The sequence below is a fragment of the Ralstonia insidiosa genome (assembly GCF_008801405.1).
Lineage (GTDB): Bacteria > Pseudomonadota > Gammaproteobacteria > Burkholderiales > Burkholderiaceae > Ralstonia > Ralstonia insidiosa.
Genome location: NZ_VZPV01000002.1, coordinates 121,188 through 140,222 on the forward strand (window position 1 = coordinate 121,188; position 19,035 = coordinate 140,222).

Annotated in this window: 18 protein-coding genes; 8 read left to right on the plus strand and 10 right to left on the minus strand. The window is 64.7% G+C overall.

Annotated elements, in window-relative coordinates; all coding sequences use genetic code 11:
- Window positions 1-101: 101 nt before the first annotated feature.
- On the minus strand, window positions 102-611 hold the full coding sequence (locus F7R11_RS17270) for a hypothetical protein (RefSeq protein ID WP_031328710.1): 510 nt from the start codon (window positions 609-611) through the stop codon (window positions 102-104).
- A 142-nt stretch (window positions 612-753) separates the two neighbouring features.
- Entirely contained in the window at window positions 754-1,638 is an 885-nt protein-coding gene (locus tag F7R11_RS17275; protein WP_021192728.1) for a LysR substrate-binding domain-containing protein, read from the minus strand.
- Window positions 1,639-1,772: 134 nt separating this feature from the next.
- On the opposite strand from F7R11_RS17275, the gene F7R11_RS17280 reads away from it, so the two are divergent.
- Both F7R11_RS17280 and F7R11_RS17285 read left to right on the plus strand, forming a co-directional pair.
- Window positions 1,773-2,531 (plus strand): sulfite exporter TauE/SafE family protein, encoded by a 759-nt coding sequence (locus F7R11_RS17280; RefSeq protein ID WP_064806731.1) that lies wholly within the window; start codon window positions 1,773-1,775, stop codon window positions 2,529-2,531.
- 17 nt (window positions 2,532-2,548) lie between these two features.
- The gene (locus tag F7R11_RS17285; protein WP_064806729.1) at window positions 2,549-2,839 is read left to right on the plus strand and encodes a hypothetical protein; all 291 of its coding nucleotides are present in this window, start codon (window positions 2,549-2,551) and stop codon (window positions 2,837-2,839) included.
- 299 nt (window positions 2,840-3,138) lie between these two features.
- Here the strand turns inward: F7R11_RS17285 and F7R11_RS17290 are convergent, their stop codons facing one another.
- From F7R11_RS17290 to F7R11_RS17310, 5 genes are all read right to left on the minus strand, one after another.
- Window positions 3,139-3,843, minus strand: a complete 705-nt coding sequence (locus F7R11_RS17290) for a hypothetical protein (protein WP_064806726.1) — start codon at window positions 3,841-3,843, stop codon at window positions 3,139-3,141.
- Window positions 3,844-3,912: 69 nt separating this feature from the next.
- Window positions 3,913-4,419: a TlpA family protein disulfide reductase gene (locus tag F7R11_RS17295; protein ID WP_082932900.1), complete on the minus strand. Its 507-nt coding sequence runs from the start codon at window positions 4,417-4,419 to the stop codon at window positions 3,913-3,915.
- A complete protein-coding gene (locus F7R11_RS17300; RefSeq protein ID WP_064806724.1) occupies window positions 4,416-5,687 on the minus strand; it encodes a sialidase family protein in 1,272 nt (423 codons plus the stop codon). The genes F7R11_RS17295 and F7R11_RS17300 overlap by 4 nt, the downstream gene beginning before the upstream one ends.
- Window positions 5,687-8,014: a TonB-dependent receptor gene (locus tag F7R11_RS17305; RefSeq protein WP_064806722.1), complete on the minus strand. Its 2,328-nt coding sequence runs from the start codon at window positions 8,012-8,014 to the stop codon at window positions 5,687-5,689. The genes F7R11_RS17300 and F7R11_RS17305 overlap by 1 nt, the downstream gene beginning before the upstream one ends.
- Before the next feature lie 96 nt (window positions 8,015-8,110).
- Window positions 8,111-8,512 carry a DUF2946 domain-containing protein gene (locus F7R11_RS17310; protein WP_021192735.1) on the minus strand — a complete coding sequence of 134 codons (402 nt, stop codon included), beginning with the start codon at window positions 8,510-8,512 and terminating at the stop codon, window positions 8,111-8,113.
- 177 nt (window positions 8,513-8,689) lie between these two features.
- On the opposite strand from F7R11_RS17310, the gene F7R11_RS17315 reads away from it, so the two are divergent.
- Both F7R11_RS17315 and F7R11_RS17320 read left to right on the plus strand, forming a co-directional pair.
- Window positions 8,690-9,889, plus strand: a complete 1,200-nt coding sequence (locus tag F7R11_RS17315; RefSeq protein WP_064806720.1) for an ATP-binding protein — start codon at window positions 8,690-8,692, stop codon at window positions 9,887-9,889.
- A 272-nt stretch (window positions 9,890-10,161) separates the two neighbouring features.
- Window positions 10,162-11,172 carry a TraB/GumN family protein gene (locus tag F7R11_RS17320; protein WP_064806718.1) on the plus strand — a complete coding sequence of 337 codons (1,011 nt, stop codon included), beginning with the start codon at window positions 10,162-10,164 and terminating at the stop codon, window positions 11,170-11,172.
- A gap of 13 nt (window positions 11,173-11,185) precedes the next feature.
- Here F7R11_RS17320 and F7R11_RS17325 read toward each other — a convergent pair whose 3' ends face one another.
- Window positions 11,186-11,494 (minus strand): DUF1272 domain-containing protein, encoded by a 309-nt coding sequence (locus F7R11_RS17325; protein WP_064809005.1) that lies wholly within the window; start codon window positions 11,492-11,494, stop codon window positions 11,186-11,188.
- A gap of 152 nt (window positions 11,495-11,646) precedes the next feature.
- Here F7R11_RS17325 and F7R11_RS17330 point away from each other — a divergent pair, with 152 nt between their 5' ends.
- Together F7R11_RS17330 and F7R11_RS17335 are read left to right on the plus strand one after the other, a co-directional pair.
- Window positions 11,647-11,979: a YnfA family protein gene (locus tag F7R11_RS17330; RefSeq protein WP_064806716.1), complete on the plus strand. Its 333-nt coding sequence runs from the start codon at window positions 11,647-11,649 to the stop codon at window positions 11,977-11,979.
- A gap of 154 nt (window positions 11,980-12,133) precedes the next feature.
- Entirely contained in the window at window positions 12,134-12,442 is a 309-nt protein-coding gene (locus F7R11_RS17335) for a hypothetical protein (RefSeq protein ID WP_064806714.1), read from the plus strand.
- A gap of 10 nt (window positions 12,443-12,452) precedes the next feature.
- On the opposite strand, the gene F7R11_RS17340 is transcribed toward F7R11_RS17335, so the two are convergent.
- Window positions 12,453-13,481, minus strand: a complete 1,029-nt coding sequence (locus F7R11_RS17340; protein ID WP_064806712.1) for a dienelactone hydrolase family protein — start codon at window positions 13,479-13,481, stop codon at window positions 12,453-12,455.
- Window positions 13,482-13,856: 375 nt separating this feature from the next.
- Between F7R11_RS17340 and F7R11_RS17350 the strand changes: the two genes are divergently transcribed.
- Complete coding sequence (locus F7R11_RS17350; protein WP_082932898.1) at window positions 13,857-16,004, plus strand: ATP-dependent helicase; 2,148 nt, start codon at window positions 13,857-13,859, stop codon at window positions 16,002-16,004.
- 6 nt (window positions 16,005-16,010) lie between these two features.
- Here the strand turns inward: F7R11_RS17350 and mdtD are convergent, their stop codons facing one another.
- The gene (gene mdtD / locus F7R11_RS17355; protein ID WP_104577592.1) at window positions 16,011-17,447 is read right to left on the minus strand and encodes a multidrug transporter subunit MdtD; all 1,437 of its coding nucleotides are present in this window, start codon (window positions 17,445-17,447) and stop codon (window positions 16,011-16,013) included.
- Window positions 17,448-17,635: 188 nt separating this feature from the next.
- On the opposite strand from mdtD, the gene fumC reads away from it, so the two are divergent.
- The gene (gene fumC / locus F7R11_RS17360; protein WP_064806707.1) at window positions 17,636-19,021 is read left to right on the plus strand and encodes a class II fumarate hydratase; all 1,386 of its coding nucleotides are present in this window, start codon (window positions 17,636-17,638) and stop codon (window positions 19,019-19,021) included.
- Window positions 19,022-19,035 lie beyond the last annotated feature (14 nt).

Below are 19,035 nucleotides of genomic sequence, written 5' to 3' on the forward strand. Positions count from 1 at the left end.
TCTGTCCGGGCGCTCTGAAAACGCACCAGCAACTGCCACCCCAACTTATAGGAGGAAATGCCCCGCCAGACCAGCCCGGAATCACCCAGGGCGATGCGCACTCATTGCGAGCGCGGCGGAAAACGAAGAAAACGGCCACCACCCAGGCTCAGCCATGCCCAGGCAGTGGCCGCAGCCACCGCACCCAGCACGGCGGCCCATTGTGCGCAGACCAGCATGAGCTCAATCGCGCCCGACATGCCCGGCAAGATCTGCGGCCATGCCGGCTCAAGCCAGCCATCGGCATCGAACCATGCCCCGCGCCCGGCGCCTGTTGCCAGCTCCACAGCCAGCAGCGCTGCGTTGATGGCGGCGAACGCCATGCCGCCGTGTGTCAGCACGCGGCTGAACACCGGCAGTTCATACAGGGGCTTGAGATGCTGGATATGCCGGGTCAACGTCCATGCGCAGACGATCAGCAGTGCGACACTCAGCGCCGCCATTGGCGCCGGGCTGCGCAGGCACACGCCCAGCGCAATCCACGCCAGCGCGTTGATTTCGTGGCGCCGATAAATGCGCAGTGCACGCGCGGCGTGCAGCAGGCCAATCGGGGGAACACCGGCAGAAGCCATGATGTGCTCCATGAGCGGAAGGTTGGTGCGGTGCCGCACGTCTGCCATGCGTCTTGCAACTGTTTTTGCAGTGTACCGACGTGATTTCACCGGCGCGAGTTCAAACAGCGCGCCTCCCCCAAATGACGGACGGGCACCACGCTCAGGCCTCGCGCAAATGCTCGATCAGTTGCCGCGCAAAGACCGGCAGATCGTCAAAACTGCGCACGCAGATACGCAGCAAGCGTGTCGCCCACGCATCGGTCAGGCGCACGCGGCGAATCCCCATCGATCGCTGCAGCCGGATGGCCGCATGCTCGGGAATCACGCCCACGCCCACGTTGCGCTCCACCATCCGGCACACCGCATCAAAGCTGCGCAGCCGCACGCGGTACTTGAGCCGATAGCCAGCGCGCGCAGCATGGCCGGCCAGGTAGGCCTGCAGCGCGTTGTCCCCTGTCAGGCCGACAAAGGCTTCCTGCAATGTGTCGACGAAGGCCAGCTCGCGGCGCTCGGCCAATGGATGATCGCGCGCGGTCACCAGCACCAAACGGTCATGGCGAAACGGAAACGTCTCAAGCCCCGATAGATCCACCGCATCGTTGACGATGCCGATGTCGGCACGCCCCTGTGCAATCGCCTCGACAATTTCGTGGCTGACCAGCTCTTCCAGGTCGATGTCGACTTCAGGATGGGCCGCGAGGAAAGCGCTCAGCGTTTCGGGCAGGAACTCGGTCATGGCGGCCGTGTTGGACAACAGCCGCACGTAGCCCTTCAGCCCGCGCGCGTACTCGCCCAACTCGCCGCGCATGCGGTCCATCTGCTGCAGGACGACGCGCGCGTGATGCGCCAGCGTTCGGCCAGCGGCGGTGGTTTCCACGCCGCGCCGGTTACGCATGAGCAGCGGCGCGCCCAAGGTCTCCTCCATGCCACGAATGCGCGCACTGGCGGAGGCCAGCGTCAGGTGCGAACGCTCAGCGCCGGCGGTAATGCTGCCGGCCTCGGCGGTATGCAGGAAAAGTCGCAAATCAGTCAGATCGAAACGCATGGCAGGGCGAGATTGGCTTGAGCCTCAGTTTCACCCTGAGGCTGGATCAATGTATCGCAGATTGTGGCGGGGTCGCCAGTGGCAGAAACTGAGGCATCCTCCAACGCAACACCCCAACACATTCCTCGCCCCCAATGGAATCTGCCACGCTGCTGCTTTTTGGCGCGGGCCTGCTCGCCGGCATGATGAATGCACTGGCGGGCGGCGGCTCGTTTGTCACCCTGCCTGCGCTCATGTTTGCCGGCGTGCCGTCGGTTGCGGCCAACGCGTCGAGCACGGTCGCGCTGCTGCCCGGTGCAGCCACCTCGGCGTGGGCCTATCGCAGCGACTACCGCGGGTTCGAGCAGGTCTCGATGCGTGCGATGGTGGCGGTCAGCCTGGTCGGCGGCCTGGCGGGTGCGCTGCTGCTGATGAGCACGTCCTCGCGCGCGTTCGATTTCATCGTGCCGTGGCTGCTTCTGGTGGGCACGTTGGCGTTCACCTTCGGCAAACAGGCCGGGGCATGGTTGCGCCAGCGCATGCAGATCAACCGCACGATGCTGCTGATCGCCCAGGGCGGGCTGGCCATCTACGGCGGCTACTTTGGCGGCGCGGTCGGGATCATGATGATGGCGGTCTGGGCCCTGTTCGGCCACGACGACATCAAAGCGCTGAACGCCTCGCGCACGCTGCTGGTGGGGGCCACCAACCTGGTTGCGGTGCTGTGCTTTGCACTGGCCAAGATGGTCTGGTGGCCGCAGACGCTGGTCATGCTGGTGGCCGCCGCGCTGGGCGGCTATCTGGGCGCGCACGTCGGCAAGCGCCTGCCCGTGCCGGTTGTGCGGGCGTTGATCTCGACCTTCGGCTTTTCGATGACGGCGCTGCTGTTCTGGCGCGCCTGGTCCCACGCTTGAGTATGAGGAGAACCGCCATGTCAGACATGCAGCCTCATCCGACGCACCGCACACGCGCACCGCGCGCCCATCGCGATGCTGTGCCGATGCACGCATCGCGCCACACCGCGTACGACACCTCGCATGCCCGCCCCACCGAAGCAAAGCCCCCTGAAGCGGAAATGCTCAGCGCACAAACGGTGTTCTACATTGCGCGCGGCGTTGCCATCCTGCTGGCGGCACTCGGCATCGGCCTGGGTGCGGCCTCCAACGAAACGGAGCGCCCGGCCGCCGCATACCCCACTTCGTCACACGCGACAACGCGTTAAGAGCGCGTTATCATCCGCCCCCGCCCGCAGTACAGATCCGACATGGATCGGGCAAAGAAAAAGCCCGCGGGCCGGGGGGCGAGCGGGCTTAACATCTTCAGCCTTTGACGACGAAAGATGGTCGGGTGTGCTTTGTGAACGAGCAATGCGCCGGAATTCACAAAGCGAGGCCATTATAAAAAGGTCACGCCCCCCGCCATACCCCAACAACGAGGGGGGTCCGCGCCGTTTTCTTTAAGGACTGTTCATACGTCCGATAAGAGACGCGCCTTAGCCGACCACTTGGTCGCCGGATGGCCTCAAGCGCGGACGTTGGCTTCCGACATCACGCGAATGCTGCGCTCGATGCGGATCTGCACAATCAGCAGCACCAGCATGATGAACGCCGAGAACAGCGCGGCAATCATGTACACCGAGATATAGACGCCCGAGCGCTTGCCGCTGGCATCCAGCTTGGCCTCATCCTTCGCGTTGGAGATGCGCTCTTTCTCGGCGGCGTAGGCCATGTGGTAATCGACAAACACCTTGTTGACGATCGCGTAGAACGCCTCGCTGGTCTTGGCCTGCTTGGCCACATCGGCACGGCCCAGCACCTGGTCCAGATACGCCGTCTGCGAGGCCAGGAACGGCTCGCCCTGATCAGGATCTTCCAGCGCCCCGATCACCAGTTCATGCACTTCCGCCTTGTCAAACTGGAACGATGCACCCAGCAGCGTCTTGCCGTGCTTGTTGATGACGTCCGCCAGTGCCGCTTCCAGCTTGGCCGCACCGGGGTGCTGCTTGGCGGCATCCTCGCCCGCCCCCTCTGCCGCATCGTCGTCGAGCTTGAACGCCGAGGCCTTGATGTCGATGGCCTCCGAGACGGTTGCCGGCTTGGCGTTGTAGTCGCTCACCGCGCTCACGCCCAGCACCACCACGCCCACCAGCACGATCGTGGCCAGCGCCAGCACGAGAATCCGCATCAGCTGCAGATAACCACTTTCGACTTTATTGAGAACGCTCATTTCCCTGCCTTTGTTGTGAATTGGGGCCGGGATTATTTCAGAGCGCTTCCTCCAGTAGGTTAAGAGAGCTTAGTGTGCGAGCGCCGCGTCCAGAGCTTCCGGCGTGAGCAAACCGCTCGATGCATGACGCTTGCCGTCGGCGCGCAGGATGATCGTGCGTGGCATCTCGCCCTGCCAGCCGGGGTCCAGCGCGGCGCGCATGCGCTCGGGCATGGCTTCGGCATTGGCGTATTGCGGCATGCGCGCGAGGCCGACCTTGCTGTCGCGCGCCAGCGGCGCCAGCTCTCGGTTCATCATGTTGGCCTGTTCCGGGCCGTCCATCGCCACCATCACCACGTCCACGTTTTGTTTGGCAGTGCGCCGCCATTGCGCGATACGGCCGATATTCTCGCGACAGTAACTGCAATCGAGCGACCAGATTTCGACGATGAGCGGGCGGGTGCGCGGCGCCTGCAGCAGCGCCGGCACGTCGCGCGCGAGCAGCGGCTGGAAGTGCAGTGCTTCAGCGGCCTGCACGACAAACGCTGCGGCAAACAGCGCCGCTCCCATCACCCAGGTCTTCACGCGGATGTTCATAGCGCAGCCTCCAGGGTTGCGTTGGCGGAAACCGCCTGGGTCACGTCGATCAGCCGATAGCCCTCAGCCTGCGTGCGCCACGACAGGTAGATGCGGCCATCGCGCGCGAGCAGTTGCGGATGGTCGCTGCCGCTATCGGTGCGCGCCAGGCTGACCGGCGCCGTCCAATGCGCGCCGCCATCAGTCGACTTGCGCAGCAGGATCTGCATGTGGTCGTCGGCAAATTGCTTCCAGGCGAGCCACAGCGTGCCATCGGCAGCCAGCAATGCCGGGTGCGATGCCTGCGCACCCGCTTGCGCGGAACCGGCAAACGCCCAGGCACCGCCAATCGGTCGGCCATCTGCCGAGAGTCGGCTGTAGAACAGCCCCGGCTTGTCCTGCTGCACCGAGAACCACGCCATGTGCCGCACACCATCGGCCGTCACGGCCAGGGCCGGGCCGTGGTGCGGGCAGGCATCGACACGCCACTCGGAAAACGTCGCGCGCGTGATGGCAAACGGCGTGTTGTCGACGGGCAAGGTCGCCAGCGCGTGATCGCGAATCTGCCCGGCAAACACGTTGCGCCACAACGCGAGCATGTGGCCGTTGGCATCCGGCGCCAGCGCAATGCGGCAGCACTCGCAGGTCTGGTCGATCACCTTGCGCTCCGGCGCGAACGTGGCGCCCCGGTCGGTGGAGACGGTGTAGTACACCGCCGCACCGTCATACGGCTGCTTGGCTGCCTGCGCGCGCAGCAGGTCACGCTTGTCGATCCACGTGATGAAGATGCGGCCGTCGCCGTCCACCGCAATCGAATCGAAGCGGTGTGTGATCGGCTGGCGATCATGGTGAACGACGATGGGCGCGCTCCACGTCTTGCCGCCGTCCAGCGAGCGCGAGAAGCGCACGTAGCCCGTGTACGGCGCATCGAGCGGACGCGACCAGCTCACGTACAGCGCACCGTCGGGGCTGGCGATCACCTTCGGGCGGTTCTCGCCGTCGGTGTAGATCGGCTCTGGCTGCGGGTTGATGCGCTGCGGCTTGGACAGCGTCTTGCCCAGGTCATCGGACGACGCAACCACCACATGCTGCCCTTCGGCCCACGTCACCCACAACCGGCCCGCCTTGTCGAACGCGGCCGTGGTGGCGAGCTGCGCGCGTTGTGGCTGGGCGGCAACCTTGCCCGCCATGGCACCGTGGTCGTGCCCTTCATGCGCGAATGCCAACGTACTTGCCAGCGCCAGCAGCAGCCCGGCGGCCCATCGGGACAGTGGAGGAATCGAATGCATTACAGACGCCATTTCAGTTGCCCATAGAAGGTGCGCGACGGATACGGGTGGTACACGAAATACTTCCGATCGGTCAGGTTGTCGACGCCGAGCGCCAGCGTGAAGTGCTTGTCGATGCGATAGCTGGCTTTCAGGTCCACCGTGAAGAAGCTGCTGGTGCCGCCGTAGACATTGGGCAGCACATCGGTGTTGTCGAGCGTGCCGTACTGCCGGCCCGAATAGCGTACACCCGCGCCCACCGTCCAATCCGGCGTGGCATGCCAGCTCGCGAACAGGTTGGCGCGTACGCGCGGCATGCGTGGCCAGGTCTTGTCGACATAGGTGGGGTTGGCGGCGTCCGCCAGCGTCTTGGCCTGCGTGAAGGCGACATTGGCCTCCACATCGACCCCGCGCACGCCCACGTCGCGCATCACGTCTTGCCCGGAGTAAGCAAGTTCGATACCGCGCGTGCGCACACGGTCAACGTTCTGCACGTTGGTCACGTTGGGCGTGACCAGAATGTTGGTCTGCGTGTAGATGCTGTCACGCACGTCACTCTGGAACAGGCTCGTGCGCAGCGTGCCGTAGGGCACCGCCTGCTCGACGGTGAAGTCGAAATCGTTGGCGCGTTCGGGCTTGAGGTTGGGGTCGTTGTTGACGATGGTGTTGCCGCTGATCGCACCCTGGAACAACTCCGACACCGTCGGGAAACGCACCGCGCGGCCATACGACAGGCGCAGCAGCGTGTCTTGCGTGGCCTGCCATTGCAGCGCGGCCTTGGGGCTGAACGCATCTTCGGTGCGGCTTGCGTAGCCTAGCGTGGCATTGCCGTTGCCAAGCTGGCCGTTGTAGGCGCGCCAGGTTTCATAGCGCAGGCCCAGCGTCGCCAGCCAGCGCGGCGCAAAGGCCCAGGCGTCTTGCAGGAAAACGGCCTGCGTCTGCGTATCGCCCTGGTAGCTGGACTTGAGCGTTGAGATCGCCCCGGCCGACCAGTTGGTCGCGTTGAAGGTCTGGTTGCGCAGGTGGTACTGGTCGTAGTGGTAGCCGGTGGTGAAGGTATGGCCGGACACCATGGGCGAGATGGCCTTCACGTCAAAGTTGGACCAGCCCGTGCCATCGCCATAGAACACCGTGCCGGGGCCGTTGCCGGCGGCTGTGTTGGAAGCACGCAGGATGTCGCGCGTGACGTTGTAGGCCGAAGTATTGGCGTCGATCTTCCAGCCGCCGAGCTTGCCCTTGACGCCCAGGCCGTAGAGCCAGTTTTCCTGGTCGCCGTTCTGCGGGGCAAAGGCGTTCTGGGCGATGGTGTACGGCGTGCCGTTGACGAGCACGTTGCCCCCCGTCACGACGTTGCCGGCCGCATCACGCAGGAAGCTCAGCGCCTGATCGTTGTAGTGGTTCTCCCAGTGGCCGAGCGTGAGCGATGCCTCCAGGCTGTCGCTAAACACATAGCCCATGCGCAGCGTCTCTTGCAGTTGCTGCGTGCGCTCAAGCATCTGCGGCCCGAGAATCACGCGTGGCAGGCCGTTGGGGCCGAGGTCTTGCTTGGCGCCTGTTACCGGCACCGGCGTGCCGCCCGGCGTGAACCTGGAGTTGGGCGTGGCGTACTGCATCGGCTGGCTGTCGTTTTCCAGCCGATCGACCGACAGCGCATACCAGAACTTGCCGATGCGATCGCCCAGCGATGCGCTCTCGTGGTTGCCGGTGACGTTGCGCGAAAATCCGTACGCATCGCTGAAGCGCTGGCTCATGACCTGCGTCTGGGCTGCGGCCTCGAAGGTCTCGGGCTTGCGCAACGTCATCGAAATGGTCGTGCCCATCGAGTTGCCCGGCAGCAGCGCCGAAAACGGCCCGTACAGAATATCGACGCGCGCCAGGTCATCCGGCCCGACCATCGACCAACGCGGCGGGTAGCTGTAGCTGGAACCGAGCAGGTTCGAGAGCAGGATGCCGTCGGCATACAGCAGGCCGCGCGCGCTCTGGATCTCGTTGAAATCGCGGCCGGCAAAGATGGAGTTGCGATCGCCAATGAAGCGGCGGCGCACCATCACGTTGGGCTGGTATTTGACGGCGTCTTCGGTGGTGACGACGTTGCGGTCGGCCAGTTGGTCCGCGGTGACGGTCTGCACCACGGCCGGCGTGTTGCGGGCGAACGGCGCGGGCGCGGCGTTGGCGCGCACCACGGTGGGCGCGAGCTCCTGGGCAACAAGCTCAGGGGCTTGCGCGGTATCGTCGGCAAAGGCGGGCAACGAGATGGACAGCGGTGCTGCTGCGCTCAGGGCGAGCGCGGCACGGCACACCAGCGTGCGCTTGGGGCGGGCAGCCACAGCGCGCTTGTGGAATGACATCGAGGTGGTCTCCGGATTGCGATGGCGCCGGCCATGCACGCGAACCTGCGTGCGGCCAGACGCAAAAGCGCCGCGAGGCTTAACCCCGCGGGCGCATCAGATCGACAACGACGGAGACGCAGGCGGCGCGCGCGACTCGGCCACGCGCAGCGCACTGCGCGCATACACGGGTGCCGGGCTAGCCGGCTGCCGCACGCGATAGATGAAATGGGCGGTGGGAACTTCCAGCGCCGGCGGCGATGCCAGCGCAAACCCGGCGGCAAACCCCGGGCAATACAGGCAGTGCGCCACACTGTGGTGGGCAGCCGAATCCTCGTTGGAGCCATCGCCTTGCAGGTCGATGGTCACCTGCACCGTGCTGCCATGCGGGGCCGTTGCGCTGCACAGGTCGACGGCGAGCGTGCCCGTGGCTGCCGCGCGTGCGGAAGCGAGCACCGGCGACAGTACATTCAGTACGATCGCAAGCCAGACGAGAGCGAGCCAGCGGCGATGGAGCATGGGGCGGGACGATGGAGTCCGGGGAGTATAGCGCTGCACATGGTTCCCCGTTTTGCCTGCGACGTACTGTCGCGCAACGTGCAAATCGGGCGGATCAAGTTGCAGTCCGCTGAGATTTATCCTTAATTATGGAGTTGGCTATAATTTATACCGTAATCCATAATCGAGTCTAAAGCGATGGCACCCACCGATTCAGACACTGACACCGGCCGCTTCAATTTCCACCGCCAGGATCTCGCCCACACGCTGTGCGACAGCCTGGAGGGCAAGGGGCTGGCCGATGCGCGTTCCGGCCTGTTCCTGGCGGCGCCACGGCGCACCGGCAAAAGCACCTTCCTGCGCGAAGACCTCGTGCCCGAAGTCGAGCGCCGCAAATGGGTCGCCATCTACGTCGACCTCTGGGCCGACCGCGCCCGCGACCCCGGCCAGCTGATCGCCGATGCCATCAAGTCCAAACTGGCCGAATTCGACGGACCGATCGCCAAGCTGGCCAAGCAAGCCGGCATGGAGAAGGTGGAGGTACTGCGCGCCTTCACCTTCAATCTGGGCAAGATCGGGCTGCCGCCCGGCATCACCCTGGCCGATGCGCTGGAAGTGCTCTACAAGGCAGTGCAGCGGCCGATCGTGCTGATCATCGACGAGGCACAGCACGCGCTATCCACCGAGGCCGGCACCAACGCCATGTTCGCACTCAAGGCCGCGCGCGACCAGATGAACCAGGGGGTGGCGGCACAACGGGGGCCGCACCTGTTCCTGGTGTTCACGGGCTCGAACCGCGACAAGCTTGCCAACCTGCTGCTCAACCGCACGCAGCCGTTCTTTGGCTCGCGCGTGACCAACTTCCCGCTGCTGGGCCGCGCTTATGTGTCGGCCTATACCGCGTGGGTCAACCAGCACTTGGCGCCCAACAACCAGTTCAAGGAAGACGACATCTTTGCCGCCTTCCAACTGGTCGGACACCGGCCGGAGATGCTCAAGGGCATCGTCAGCGAGATCGCACTGGAGCTGGGCGAGGCCGCCAGCCTGGGCGAGCTGCTCAAGCGCGGCGCGCAGGGCTTTCGTGACCGCATCTGGGGCGAAATCGAGAGCGAATACAGCGCCCTGACTGAAATCCAGCGCACCGTGCTGGCGGTGCTGATCGAGCGCGGGCAAGGCTACTCGCCGTTCTCGGAAGACGCGATGAAGGCCTACGCCGCCCGTCTGGGCCACAGTGATTTCTCCACCGCCACGGTGCAAGCCGCGCTCGACGCACTGCGCGACAAAAACCTGATCTGGAAGGAATCGCGCGGCGCCTACGCACTCGAAGACGAAAGCCTGGCGCTGTGGTTTCGTGAAACGCGCGGCGCGCACGCCGTGCCGCCGCGCTTGAGCGAATAACCGTCAGGTCTGCTGACGAAACACCGCAACACGCGCGGCGATCGGTTCCGGCGCGTCCTCCAGGCTGTCATGCCCCACCCCGTGCAGCTGGTGGACGGGCCGCCTGCGAAAACAGCGCGCCGAACAGCCGCAGGAAGTGCTCGGCGCGAGGCACTGCTCGCCACCGTCGATTGCGCGACGGCGGCATGGGACGCGATGGGACGCGATGGCCGGCGCCCGCTAAACTGCAGGCATCACGCTCACAAAATCACAAGATTTCTCGGGGAAGAGTCATGGCACGCAATCGCACCCTGTGGCGCACGCTTGCAGCGGCGCTCTGTCTGTTGTCGGGCATCGGCACCGCCACGGCGCAAGACGCATTACCGCAAACCGCAAGTGCGTGCCCGCCGCCTGCGTCCGACTCCATCCCCAAAGACGGCTGGGCCGCCGCCGCCCAGCGCGCCACCGACCATGGCCTGCTCTGGCGCATCGAAAAGGACGGCCGCACATCGTGGCTGTACGGCACGATCCACGTTGCGCGTGCCGACTGGATGCTGCCTGGCCCCACCGTTCGCGATGCGCTCAAGCACAGCGATGCTGTTGCACTGGAACTCGATCTGCTCGACAAGGAAGGCAGCCGCAAGGCATTCGCTGCGCGCACGACCAAGGATGATGTTCGCCTGACAAGCGGCCGCCGCGGCGAGCGCCTCGACAAGCTCATCGCTGCCGCCTGCCTGCCCGATGCCGCGCTCACGCAGATCCGCAAGTTCCAGCCGATCATGCAACTCGCCTCATTGTCAGCACTGGGGCTGCGTGCCGATGGGCTCTACCCCGATTTCGGCATCGACCTGTTCCTGACCACCTACGCCAACAGCGTGCACCTGACCATCGTGCCGCTGGAAACCCTGGCCGACCAACTGCGTGTGCTGGACGAAATCGTACCGAAGAACGAGATGGTGCAGCAGTTCGACACCGAGCTCGATGCCATTGAATCAGGCGAGGCGCGCACGCAAACCCTCACGCTCGCCAATGCCTGGGCCGATAGCGACCTCAGCACGCTGGAGCGCTATCCGCAGTGGTGCGATTGCCTGAAAACGCCATCGGACAAGCGCGCCTTCAAGCGCCTGGTGACCAACCGCAACCGCGCCATGGCCGACAACATTGCCCGCGTGCATGCGCGTGGCCAACGTGTGTTTGGCGCCGTGGGCGCGCTGCATATGATCGGGTCGCAGGGGTTGCCGGCCCTCATGGCTGCGCGCGGATTTACGGTCACGCAAGTGCTGCCGCCGGCAGCTTCGCACTAACCTGCTCTGGGCGTTAGCGCTTCTCTGGTGGGGTCGCCCCGATGGCGGCCGCCAATTGCGCATGCGCAGCCAAATCGGCCGGCCGATGCTTGAACGTGGCACTGGCTGGATGGTTGCCAAGGAAATTGCCGTTCTTCCAGTTCTGGGATGGACGGATTGGCCGCGCGGTAAAACCACCGCCGCAGTTCGGGCACACGTTGCCGAGCACCTCATCCGCACAGGTCACGCAGAACGTGCATTCGAACGAGCAGATGCGTGCGTTGGTGGCGTCGGGTGGCAGCGCGGTGTTGCAGTGCTCGCAGGTGGGCCGGAGTTCTAGCATGGGGTCCCCAATCGTGTTGTTGTTGGATGAGACCGCAACAATACCGAGAAACCGCTGCGCCCACGCAAGCCAATGCCATGACGCAGCCATCCCACTGCAACGTGCCACAATCGGCACCCTCATCCTGATTGCCCCGGCACCGACTCGTACTCGTGGACTTCCTCCGCATCGCCCTCCTGTTTGCCGTGACCGCCCTGGCGGAAATCGTTGGCTGCTACCTGCCGTGGCTCGTGCTGCGTCAGGGCAAACCCATCTGGCTGCTGCTGCCGGCAGTGGCATCGCTCGCGCTGTTTGCCTGGCTGCTGACACTGCACCCAACGGCGGCCGGGCGCACGTATGCGGCGTACGGCGGTATGTACATCGCCGTAGCGCTGGTGTGGTTGCGCTGGGTGGATGGCATTCCCCTCACGCGGTGGGACATCGGCGGCGCGGCCATCGCGCTGATCGGCATGGCGATCATTGCGCTGCAACCGCAGGCAACTTGATCGATTGCGCGCGATATTTACGCTTTCCTGACCAAAACGGAACGCTAAGCCACGGCTATGATCGGAAGGAGGATCATTGCTGTCTGCAACCGCGCAGTCAGTCACTGCAGCCGACTGCCGTCAATTCAGTCCTTTTTGCCGATGGAGGGCCTCCATGCCTGCCGCAATCCTTAAACACCTTGTCGTGGCGACGGCGTTGATGTCCGCAGCCATGACCGCTTCGGCGCTCACAACGTCGTCCACCACGTTCTCCGATCAGGAGCTTCAGGCGATGCTTGCGCAAAGCCGGCCGGTGCAGTCCGACCAGACGGCCGAGCCGACATCAAAGCCGAGGCTGCGCATCGGCCTGTCCGATTCGAGCACAGAACTCGTGCTGCCATGGTTTCTTGCCGAGCTCGTCAACGCCGTGAACCAGCGCACCTCACCCCACGATCTGGCAAAAAACCTGCGCGACGGAATCTGACCGCCCCGCCTCAATGACCGGGAAAGAAAACCTCTCGCACAAAAGCCTGCACGTCTTTACGGGACTTCTGGTACGCGGCCTCGTTGCGTCCCACATGCGCGCCCAGCGACATGCACCCAGCGAAGAAATCCCGGAGCTTGGCGGGTTCAATGACTTCGCCAGTGCGCTCAGCGGTTGCCGTCCACGTATCGATATCCCACCGCACGACGCCGCATGACGTTGCCTTCGTAGCCCGGCCCAGGTAAGCCAGCGCAACCGTGCTGTCCCACCCGTGCCGAGCGCTGTCATAGCGGATCGTCCGCACGGGCACACCGGCATCTGCGTAGCGCTTGGCCAGCTGTTCGCACGGCTCAGGCATCACATAGTCGTCATCTGCCCCCACCAGATTGAGCATGGGCGCGCGACTCAGGTCGGGCGACCAGAACACCTGACTGCACGCCGCATACACCGGAATGTGCAGCGCAAACTTGAGGTCGCTCTTGATCACGGCGCGCCGCAGCGGCTCTTCTTCCGTTTGAAAGGCCACCGTACCGCCACGCGAGAACCCCATGATGCCGATACGCGCCGGGTCGATACGCGGGTGGGTCGCCAGCAGTTGCAGCGCCTGGTAGGCATCGACCATGTCGGCCGAGTGGGGCACGCGCGTCTGGTCTTCCACCGTGCGTTTCACACCGCGCGGCTCGAAGATGTAAATGACAAAGGTGGCAACGCCGACCTCGTTGAGTGCCTGCACCCATTGCGCCATGGCGGGTTCCACACCACTGCTGCCGTGCACGAGCACGATGGCGGGCACCTTGGCGGCATCCGTCTTGGGCAACGACAAGTCTCCCCAGACTTTCTGCTCAGGCCAATTCTGCCGACGCTCGCGCGCCAGATCGAACATGGTCTTGGGGGTGAAGCTGTTGAACTCGATCCGACCTTGGGTGTCCGGTTGCAGAGCCTGTGCCACCGCCATGGGCGACAGCACGACAGCAGCCAGCCAACTCAGACAAGAAACCCACCGGTTGAAGTGCGATGCATGGCCCGCTTCGTATCGCATGACACATCCCCTTGCGCAGATGATGGTTGATGTCCCGTAGAACCATCTTAGGGAGAACCTCTGGCACCGCAACACCATCTGCCAACGGTTACACGTGCCGGCAGCCGTCTTGCAGGCTGTACGTCCATACAGCGACTTCATTCAGCGCTACCTGACGGTGAACAGTCGCAGCAGCTCGCCGATCAATCTGTACGACAAGTCGTACGGCACACCGCGCACCAACATGCTGGCGCTGGAATCGGCGGGCGAGCACCTCACCGGCATCGTGCTGCAATCGGACCCGTTGCCAGGGTGTGATATCACCGTTCTCGCTTTTGATCGGCGGGTGGCACGGTGCTGTATATTTATACAGTTATTTTCTGTGACGCCCTCGCCGTGCTTTCCGCTTCTCCCAACCCTGATACTGCCAATGACCCGGGTATCCCGAGTTACCTGGCCCAACTGAACGACCGGCAGCGCCAAGCGGTCGAGTTCGGCATTTCCGGGGCGGATGCGGCGGAGACCGGGCCGCTGCTCGTGCTAGCCGGTGCCGGGTCGGGTAAGACGCACACGCTGGGCTGGCGCGTCGCACATCTGGTCGCCAACGGGGCGGATCCGCAACGCATCCTGCTGCTGACGTTCTCGCGCCGGGCCGCGAGTGAACTGTCCAACCGCGCCGGCCACCTGCTGGCGCGCGCCATGCAAGGCGAACGATCCAACAGCGCGCTGAACGCAGCCGGCACGTCGTACAAAACCACCCTGCCCTGGGCCGGCACGTTCCACGGCATCGGCGCGCGCCTGCTGCGCGAATACGCCGAGCGCGTCGGCCTCGCCCACGATTTCACCATCCACGACCGTAGCGATTCCGCCGACCTGCTCAACGTCGTACGCCACGCGCTGAACCTGTCGACCAAGGAGCGCCGCTTCCCGCTCAAGCAGACCTGCCTGGCGATCTACTCGCGTGCCATCAACGCGGAGAGCCCGCTCAACGCCGTGCTCAAGCACCACTTCCCGTGGTGCGCGATGTGGGAAGCGCAACTACGCACACTGTTCGACGCCTATGTCGAAGCCAAGCAAGCGCAGCACGTGCTCGACTACGATGACCTGCTGCTCTACTGGCACGCGATGGTGTCCGATGCCGAACTGGCAGGAGAGATCGGTGCGCGCTTCGACCACATCCTCGTCGACGAATACCAGGACACGAACCGGCTGCAATCATCCATCCTGCGGGCGCTGCGCCCCGACGGCCGCGGCGTCACGGTGGTGGGCGACGATGCGCAGTCGATCTACGCGTTTCGTGCGGCGACGGTGCGCAATATCCTCGACTTCCCGCGCCACTTCACGCGGCCGGCGCACACGGTGCTGCTGGAGCGCAACTACCGCTCGACGCAACCGATTCTGGATGCGTCGAATGGTGTGATGCGCTTCGCCACGGAGCGCTTTGCCAAGACGCTTTGGACGGACCGCGCATCGACGCATCGACCGCGTTTGATCTCGGTACGCGATGAAGCCGAGCAGGCGCGCTGCGTGGCCGAGCAGGTGCTGCATCAGCGTGAAGGCGGCTTGGCGTTGAAATCGCAAGCGGTGCTGTTCCGCACGGCCAGCCACAGCGCGCCGCTGGAGATCGAACTCACGCGCCGCAACATCCCGTTCGTGAAATACGGCGGGCTGAAGTTTCTCGAAGCATCACACGTAAAGGATGTGCTCTCGGTGCTGCGCTGGGCCGAGAACCCGCGCAACCGTATCGCCGGGTTTCGCGTGATCCAGCTGCTGCCGGGCGCCGGCCCTGCTACCGCCGCGCGCGTGCTCGACGCCATGGCTGAAGCGGTGGACCCAATTGCCGCGCTGCTCGCCTACGCCCCCCCTGCTCGCCTGGCCGGCGACTGGGCCACGCTGACGGCGTTGATGGAAACCCTGCGCCGTCCGAAAGACAGCCTGGAATGGGCCAGTGAACTCGAAGCCGTGGGCACCTGGTACACGCCGCACATGGAGCGCCTGCACGACGATGCTGCCGTGCGTCAGGGCGATCTGGACCAGCTCGCCCGCATGGCCGCCACCTACGCCACGCGCGAGCGCTTCCTGACCGAGATGACGCTCGACCCGCCGGAGCTCACCAGCGATGAATCCGGCGCCCCGTACCGCGATGAGGACTACCTGATCCTCTCCACCATTCACTCATCAAAGGGCCAGGAGTGGAAGGCGGTGTACGTGCTCAACGCCGTGGACGGCTGCATGCCTGCCGACCTGGGCGCCGGTTCGCATGACGAATTGGAAGAGGAGCGCCGCCTGCTCTACGTGGCCATGACGCGTGCGCGCGAGCATCTGGACATCCTGGTGCCGCAGCGCTTCTATGTTACGCAGCAGACGCCCAATGGCGACCGCCACATCTACGCCTCGCGCACGCGCTTCATCCCGCCAGCATTGCTGCCGCTGTTTGAGGCGTGCGCCTGGCCGCCGCCCGAGCCCGGTGCGGACCTTGCAGCCGAGGCCCGCGCCGCCGCCAAGGTGGATCTCAGCAAGAAGATGCGCGGCTACTGGAAGTAGACCTCGTTATTCGACATCGACTTCGGCGCGCTTGAGTACCTGCGCGGGCTCTGCGTGCGAAAGCTGCGCGAAGATCCACGCCGCCGCCGCGGTCATGAAGCCGACGCACACGAAGGTCTTGTGGAAGGCCGCCAGCGTATCGCGCCCTTCCGGCCCACCGGTAAAGTCGGTAAAGCCCGTGAGCAGCGCGCCAGCCGCGGCCACCCCCAGGCTCATCGACAACATCATCACCATGGAGAGCATGCTGTTGCCCGAGCTGGCATGCGGCCCACTCAGGTCTTTGAGCGTGAGCGTGTTCATGGCAGTGAATTGCATCGAGTTGAACGTGCCAAACAGCGCCAACTGCACGATGCGCAGCCACACCGGTACGTCGGGCGTCATCACCGCAAAACTGGCCATCGTCAGGCCCACCATGAGCGTGTTGGTGAACAGCATCCGCCGATAGCCAAAACGCTTGATGGCCCAGGTGCCCAACGGTTTGGCCGCCATGCCGGCCGCGGCCACCGGCACCATCATCAAGCCAGCCTGCAACGGTGAGTACCCCAAGCTCACCTGCAACAGCAGCGGGATCAGGAACGGCATTCCACCCGTACCGATCCGCGCGAACAGGTTGCCGAGAATGCCGATCGAGAAGCTCGGAATGGCAAACAGCGAGCGCGGAAACAGCGGCCCCGCCTTGCCCTCAACCGTGCGCCCCGCATGCAGCCAGTATGCGGTGAGCGCCGCCAGCCCGAAGATCAGCAGCACCAGCACGGTCGCGTGCTGAAAGCCCAATCCCGATAGCCCGTCGAGCGAGAACGACACCGCTGCCATGCCAAACGCGAGCATGGCGTAGCCGGTCCAATCGAATCGGCTGTCGTCGTCTGCGCGCACATCGGGCATGACCTTGAGCGTGACGAGCGCACCAGCCAGGCCCACCGGAATGTTGATCAGGAAGATCCAGTGCCACGACACCGCCTCCACCAGCCAGCCACCCAGCGTGGGGCCGATCAGCGGGCCGATCAACCCCGGAATGGTGACGAAGCTCATGGCTGGCAGAAACTGCTCGCGCGGCACCACGCGCAACACTGTCAGCCGCCCGACCGGCATCAGCAATGCACCGCCCACGCCCTGCACCACGCGCGAGGCAATCAGCATGTTCAGGCTGCGCGACTCCGCGCACAGCAGCGAGCCGATGGTGAACAGGAAGATGGCCGCAAAGAACATGCGCCGCGTGCCGAAGCGGTCAGCCAGCCAACCCGAGGCGGGCATCAGCATGGCGGTCGTCAGCGTGTAGGCAATGATGACCGACTGCATCTTCAGCGGGCTTTCCGACAGGCTGCGCGCCATGGCCGGCAATGCCGTATTGACGATGGTGGAATCCAGCGTCTGCATGAAGAGGCCAACCGCCACCAGCCAGAGCAACGGTTGGAGGGATTTATCGACGGAAACGGAGGTGGACATGGCAGGCAGGGGCATCAGACTTCGTACGGCGCCGAATTGCACGACGAGGCGACATTGTGGCGTGTGCGGCGCTGGCCCGCAAACCACGCAATGTGCCGGTCACCCTACAGCAAACGCGGGCACTAGGAGCAAACCCCGCCGCCTATACTGGTGGGCGTTCGTCCCAGTCACCCTCATGCAGACCTGCCATGACCACCCGTACCGAACGCGACACCTTTGGCCCCATTGAAGTCCCCGCCAATCATCTGTGGGGCGCGCAGACGCAGCGCTCTCTGCAGAACTTCGACATTGCGGGCGACCGCATGCCGCGCGAGCTGATCGACGCGCTGGCCCGCATCAAGCGCGCAAGCGCCGCCGTCAACCACCGCCTGGGGCTGCTGCCGGCCGATAAAGCCAACGCCATCATCGCCGCTGCAGATGAAGTCATCGCGGGCAAGCACCCGAACGAATTCCCGCTGGTGGTCTGGCAGACCGGCTCCGGTACGCAGAGCAACATGAACATGAACGAGGTGCTTGCCAACCGCGCCAGCGAACTGCTGGGCGGCGAGCGCGGCGAGGGCCGCCTCGTGCACCCGAACGACGACGTCAACCGCAGCCAGTCGTCCAACGACGTGTTCCCGACGGCGATGCACGTGGCGGCTGTTACCGCCATCACGCGGCACCTGATTCCGTCGCTGCGCACACTGCGCGAAACGCTTGCCAAAAAGGCGGCAGACTTCGACAGCATCATCAAGATCGGCCGCACGCACCTGCAGGACGCCACGCCGCTCACGCTCGGCCAGGAGTTCTCCGGCTATGTCGCCCAACTGCAGCACAACGAAACGCACCTGAACGCGGCGCTGCCGCACCTGTGCGAGCTGGCACTGGGCGGCACGGCAGTGGGCACCGGCCTGAACGCGCCGGCCGGCTACGCCGAACAGGTGGCCGCCGAGCTGGCTAACCTGACCGGCCTGCCCTTCGTCACCTCGCCCAACAAGTTCGAGACCATGGCCTCCGCCGATGGTCTGGTGCACGCACATGGCACGTTGAAAACGCTGGCCGCCAGCCTCACCAAGATCGCCAACGACATCCGCTGGCTGGCGAGCGGCCCGCGCAGCGGCCTGGGGGAAATCTCCATCCCCGAGAACGAACCGGGCTCGTCCATCATGCCCGGCAAGGTCAACCCCACGCAGAGCGAAGCCGTGACGATGCTGTGCGCGCAGGTGTTCGGCAACGATGTCGCGGTCAACATTGGCGGTGCATCCGGCAACTTCGAGCTGAACGTGTTCCGCCCGATGATTGCCTACAACTTCCTGCACAGCACACGCCTGCTGGCCGACGGCATGCGCAGCTTCAACGACCACTGCGCCGTAGGCATCGAGCCCAACCGTGCCCGCATCGACGAACTTGTGCAGCGCTCACTGATGCTGGTGACGGCACTCAACCCGCACATCGGCTACGACAAATCCGCGCAGATCGCCAAGAAGGCACACAAGGAAGGCACGAGCCTGCGCGAGGCCGCGCTGGCACTCGGCTATGTCACGCCCGAGCAGTTTGATGCGTGGGTGCGGCCGGAGAACATGGTCGGCCGGTAATAAGCCGCGGGCTG

Coding starts and splice junctions, on each gene's coding strand:
- F7R11_RS17270 (WP_031328710.1), bottom strand. CDS start 611: ATGGCTTCTGCCGGTGTTCCCCCGATTGGCCTGCTGCACGCCGCGCGT.
- F7R11_RS17275 (WP_021192728.1), bottom strand. CDS start 1,638: ATGCGTTTCGATCTGACTGATTTGCGACTTTTCCTGCATACCGCCGAG.
- F7R11_RS17280 (WP_064806731.1), top strand. CDS start 1,773: ATGGAATCTGCCACGCTGCTGCTTTTTGGCGCGGGCCTGCTCGCCGGC.
- F7R11_RS17285 (WP_064806729.1), top strand. CDS start 2,549: ATGTCAGACATGCAGCCTCATCCGACGCACCGCACACGCGCACCGCGC.
- F7R11_RS17290 (WP_064806726.1), bottom strand. CDS start 3,843: ATGAGCGTTCTCAATAAAGTCGAAAGTGGTTATCTGCAGCTGATGCGG.
- F7R11_RS17295 (WP_082932900.1), bottom strand. CDS start 4,419: ATGAACATCCGCGTGAAGACCTGGGTGATGGGAGCGGCGCTGTTTGCC.
- F7R11_RS17300 (WP_064806724.1), bottom strand. CDS start 5,687: ATGCATTCGATTCCTCCACTGTCCCGATGGGCCGCCGGGCTGCTGCTG.
- F7R11_RS17305 (WP_064806722.1), bottom strand. CDS start 8,014: ATGTCATTCCACAAGCGCGCTGTGGCTGCCCGCCCCAAGCGCACGCTG.
- F7R11_RS17310 (WP_021192735.1), bottom strand. CDS start 8,512: ATGCTCCATCGCCGCTGGCTCGCTCTCGTCTGGCTTGCGATCGTACTG.
- F7R11_RS17315 (WP_064806720.1), top strand. CDS start 8,690: ATGGCACCCACCGATTCAGACACTGACACCGGCCGCTTCAATTTCCAC.
- F7R11_RS17320 (WP_064806718.1), top strand. CDS start 10,162: ATGGCACGCAATCGCACCCTGTGGCGCACGCTTGCAGCGGCGCTCTGT.
- F7R11_RS17325 (WP_064809005.1), bottom strand. CDS start 11,494: ATGCTAGAACTCCGGCCCACCTGCGAGCACTGCAACACCGCGCTGCCA.
- F7R11_RS17335 (WP_064806714.1), top strand. CDS start 12,134: ATGCCTGCCGCAATCCTTAAACACCTTGTCGTGGCGACGGCGTTGATG.
- F7R11_RS17340 (WP_064806712.1), bottom strand. CDS start 13,481: ATGCGATACGAAGCGGGCCATGCATCGCACTTCAACCGGTGGGTTTCT.
- mdtD (WP_104577592.1), bottom strand. CDS start 17,447: ATGTCCACCTCCGTTTCCGTCGATAAATCCCTCCAACCGTTGCTCTGG.
- fumC (WP_064806707.1), top strand. CDS start 17,636: ATGACCACCCGTACCGAACGCGACACCTTTGGCCCCATTGAAGTCCCC.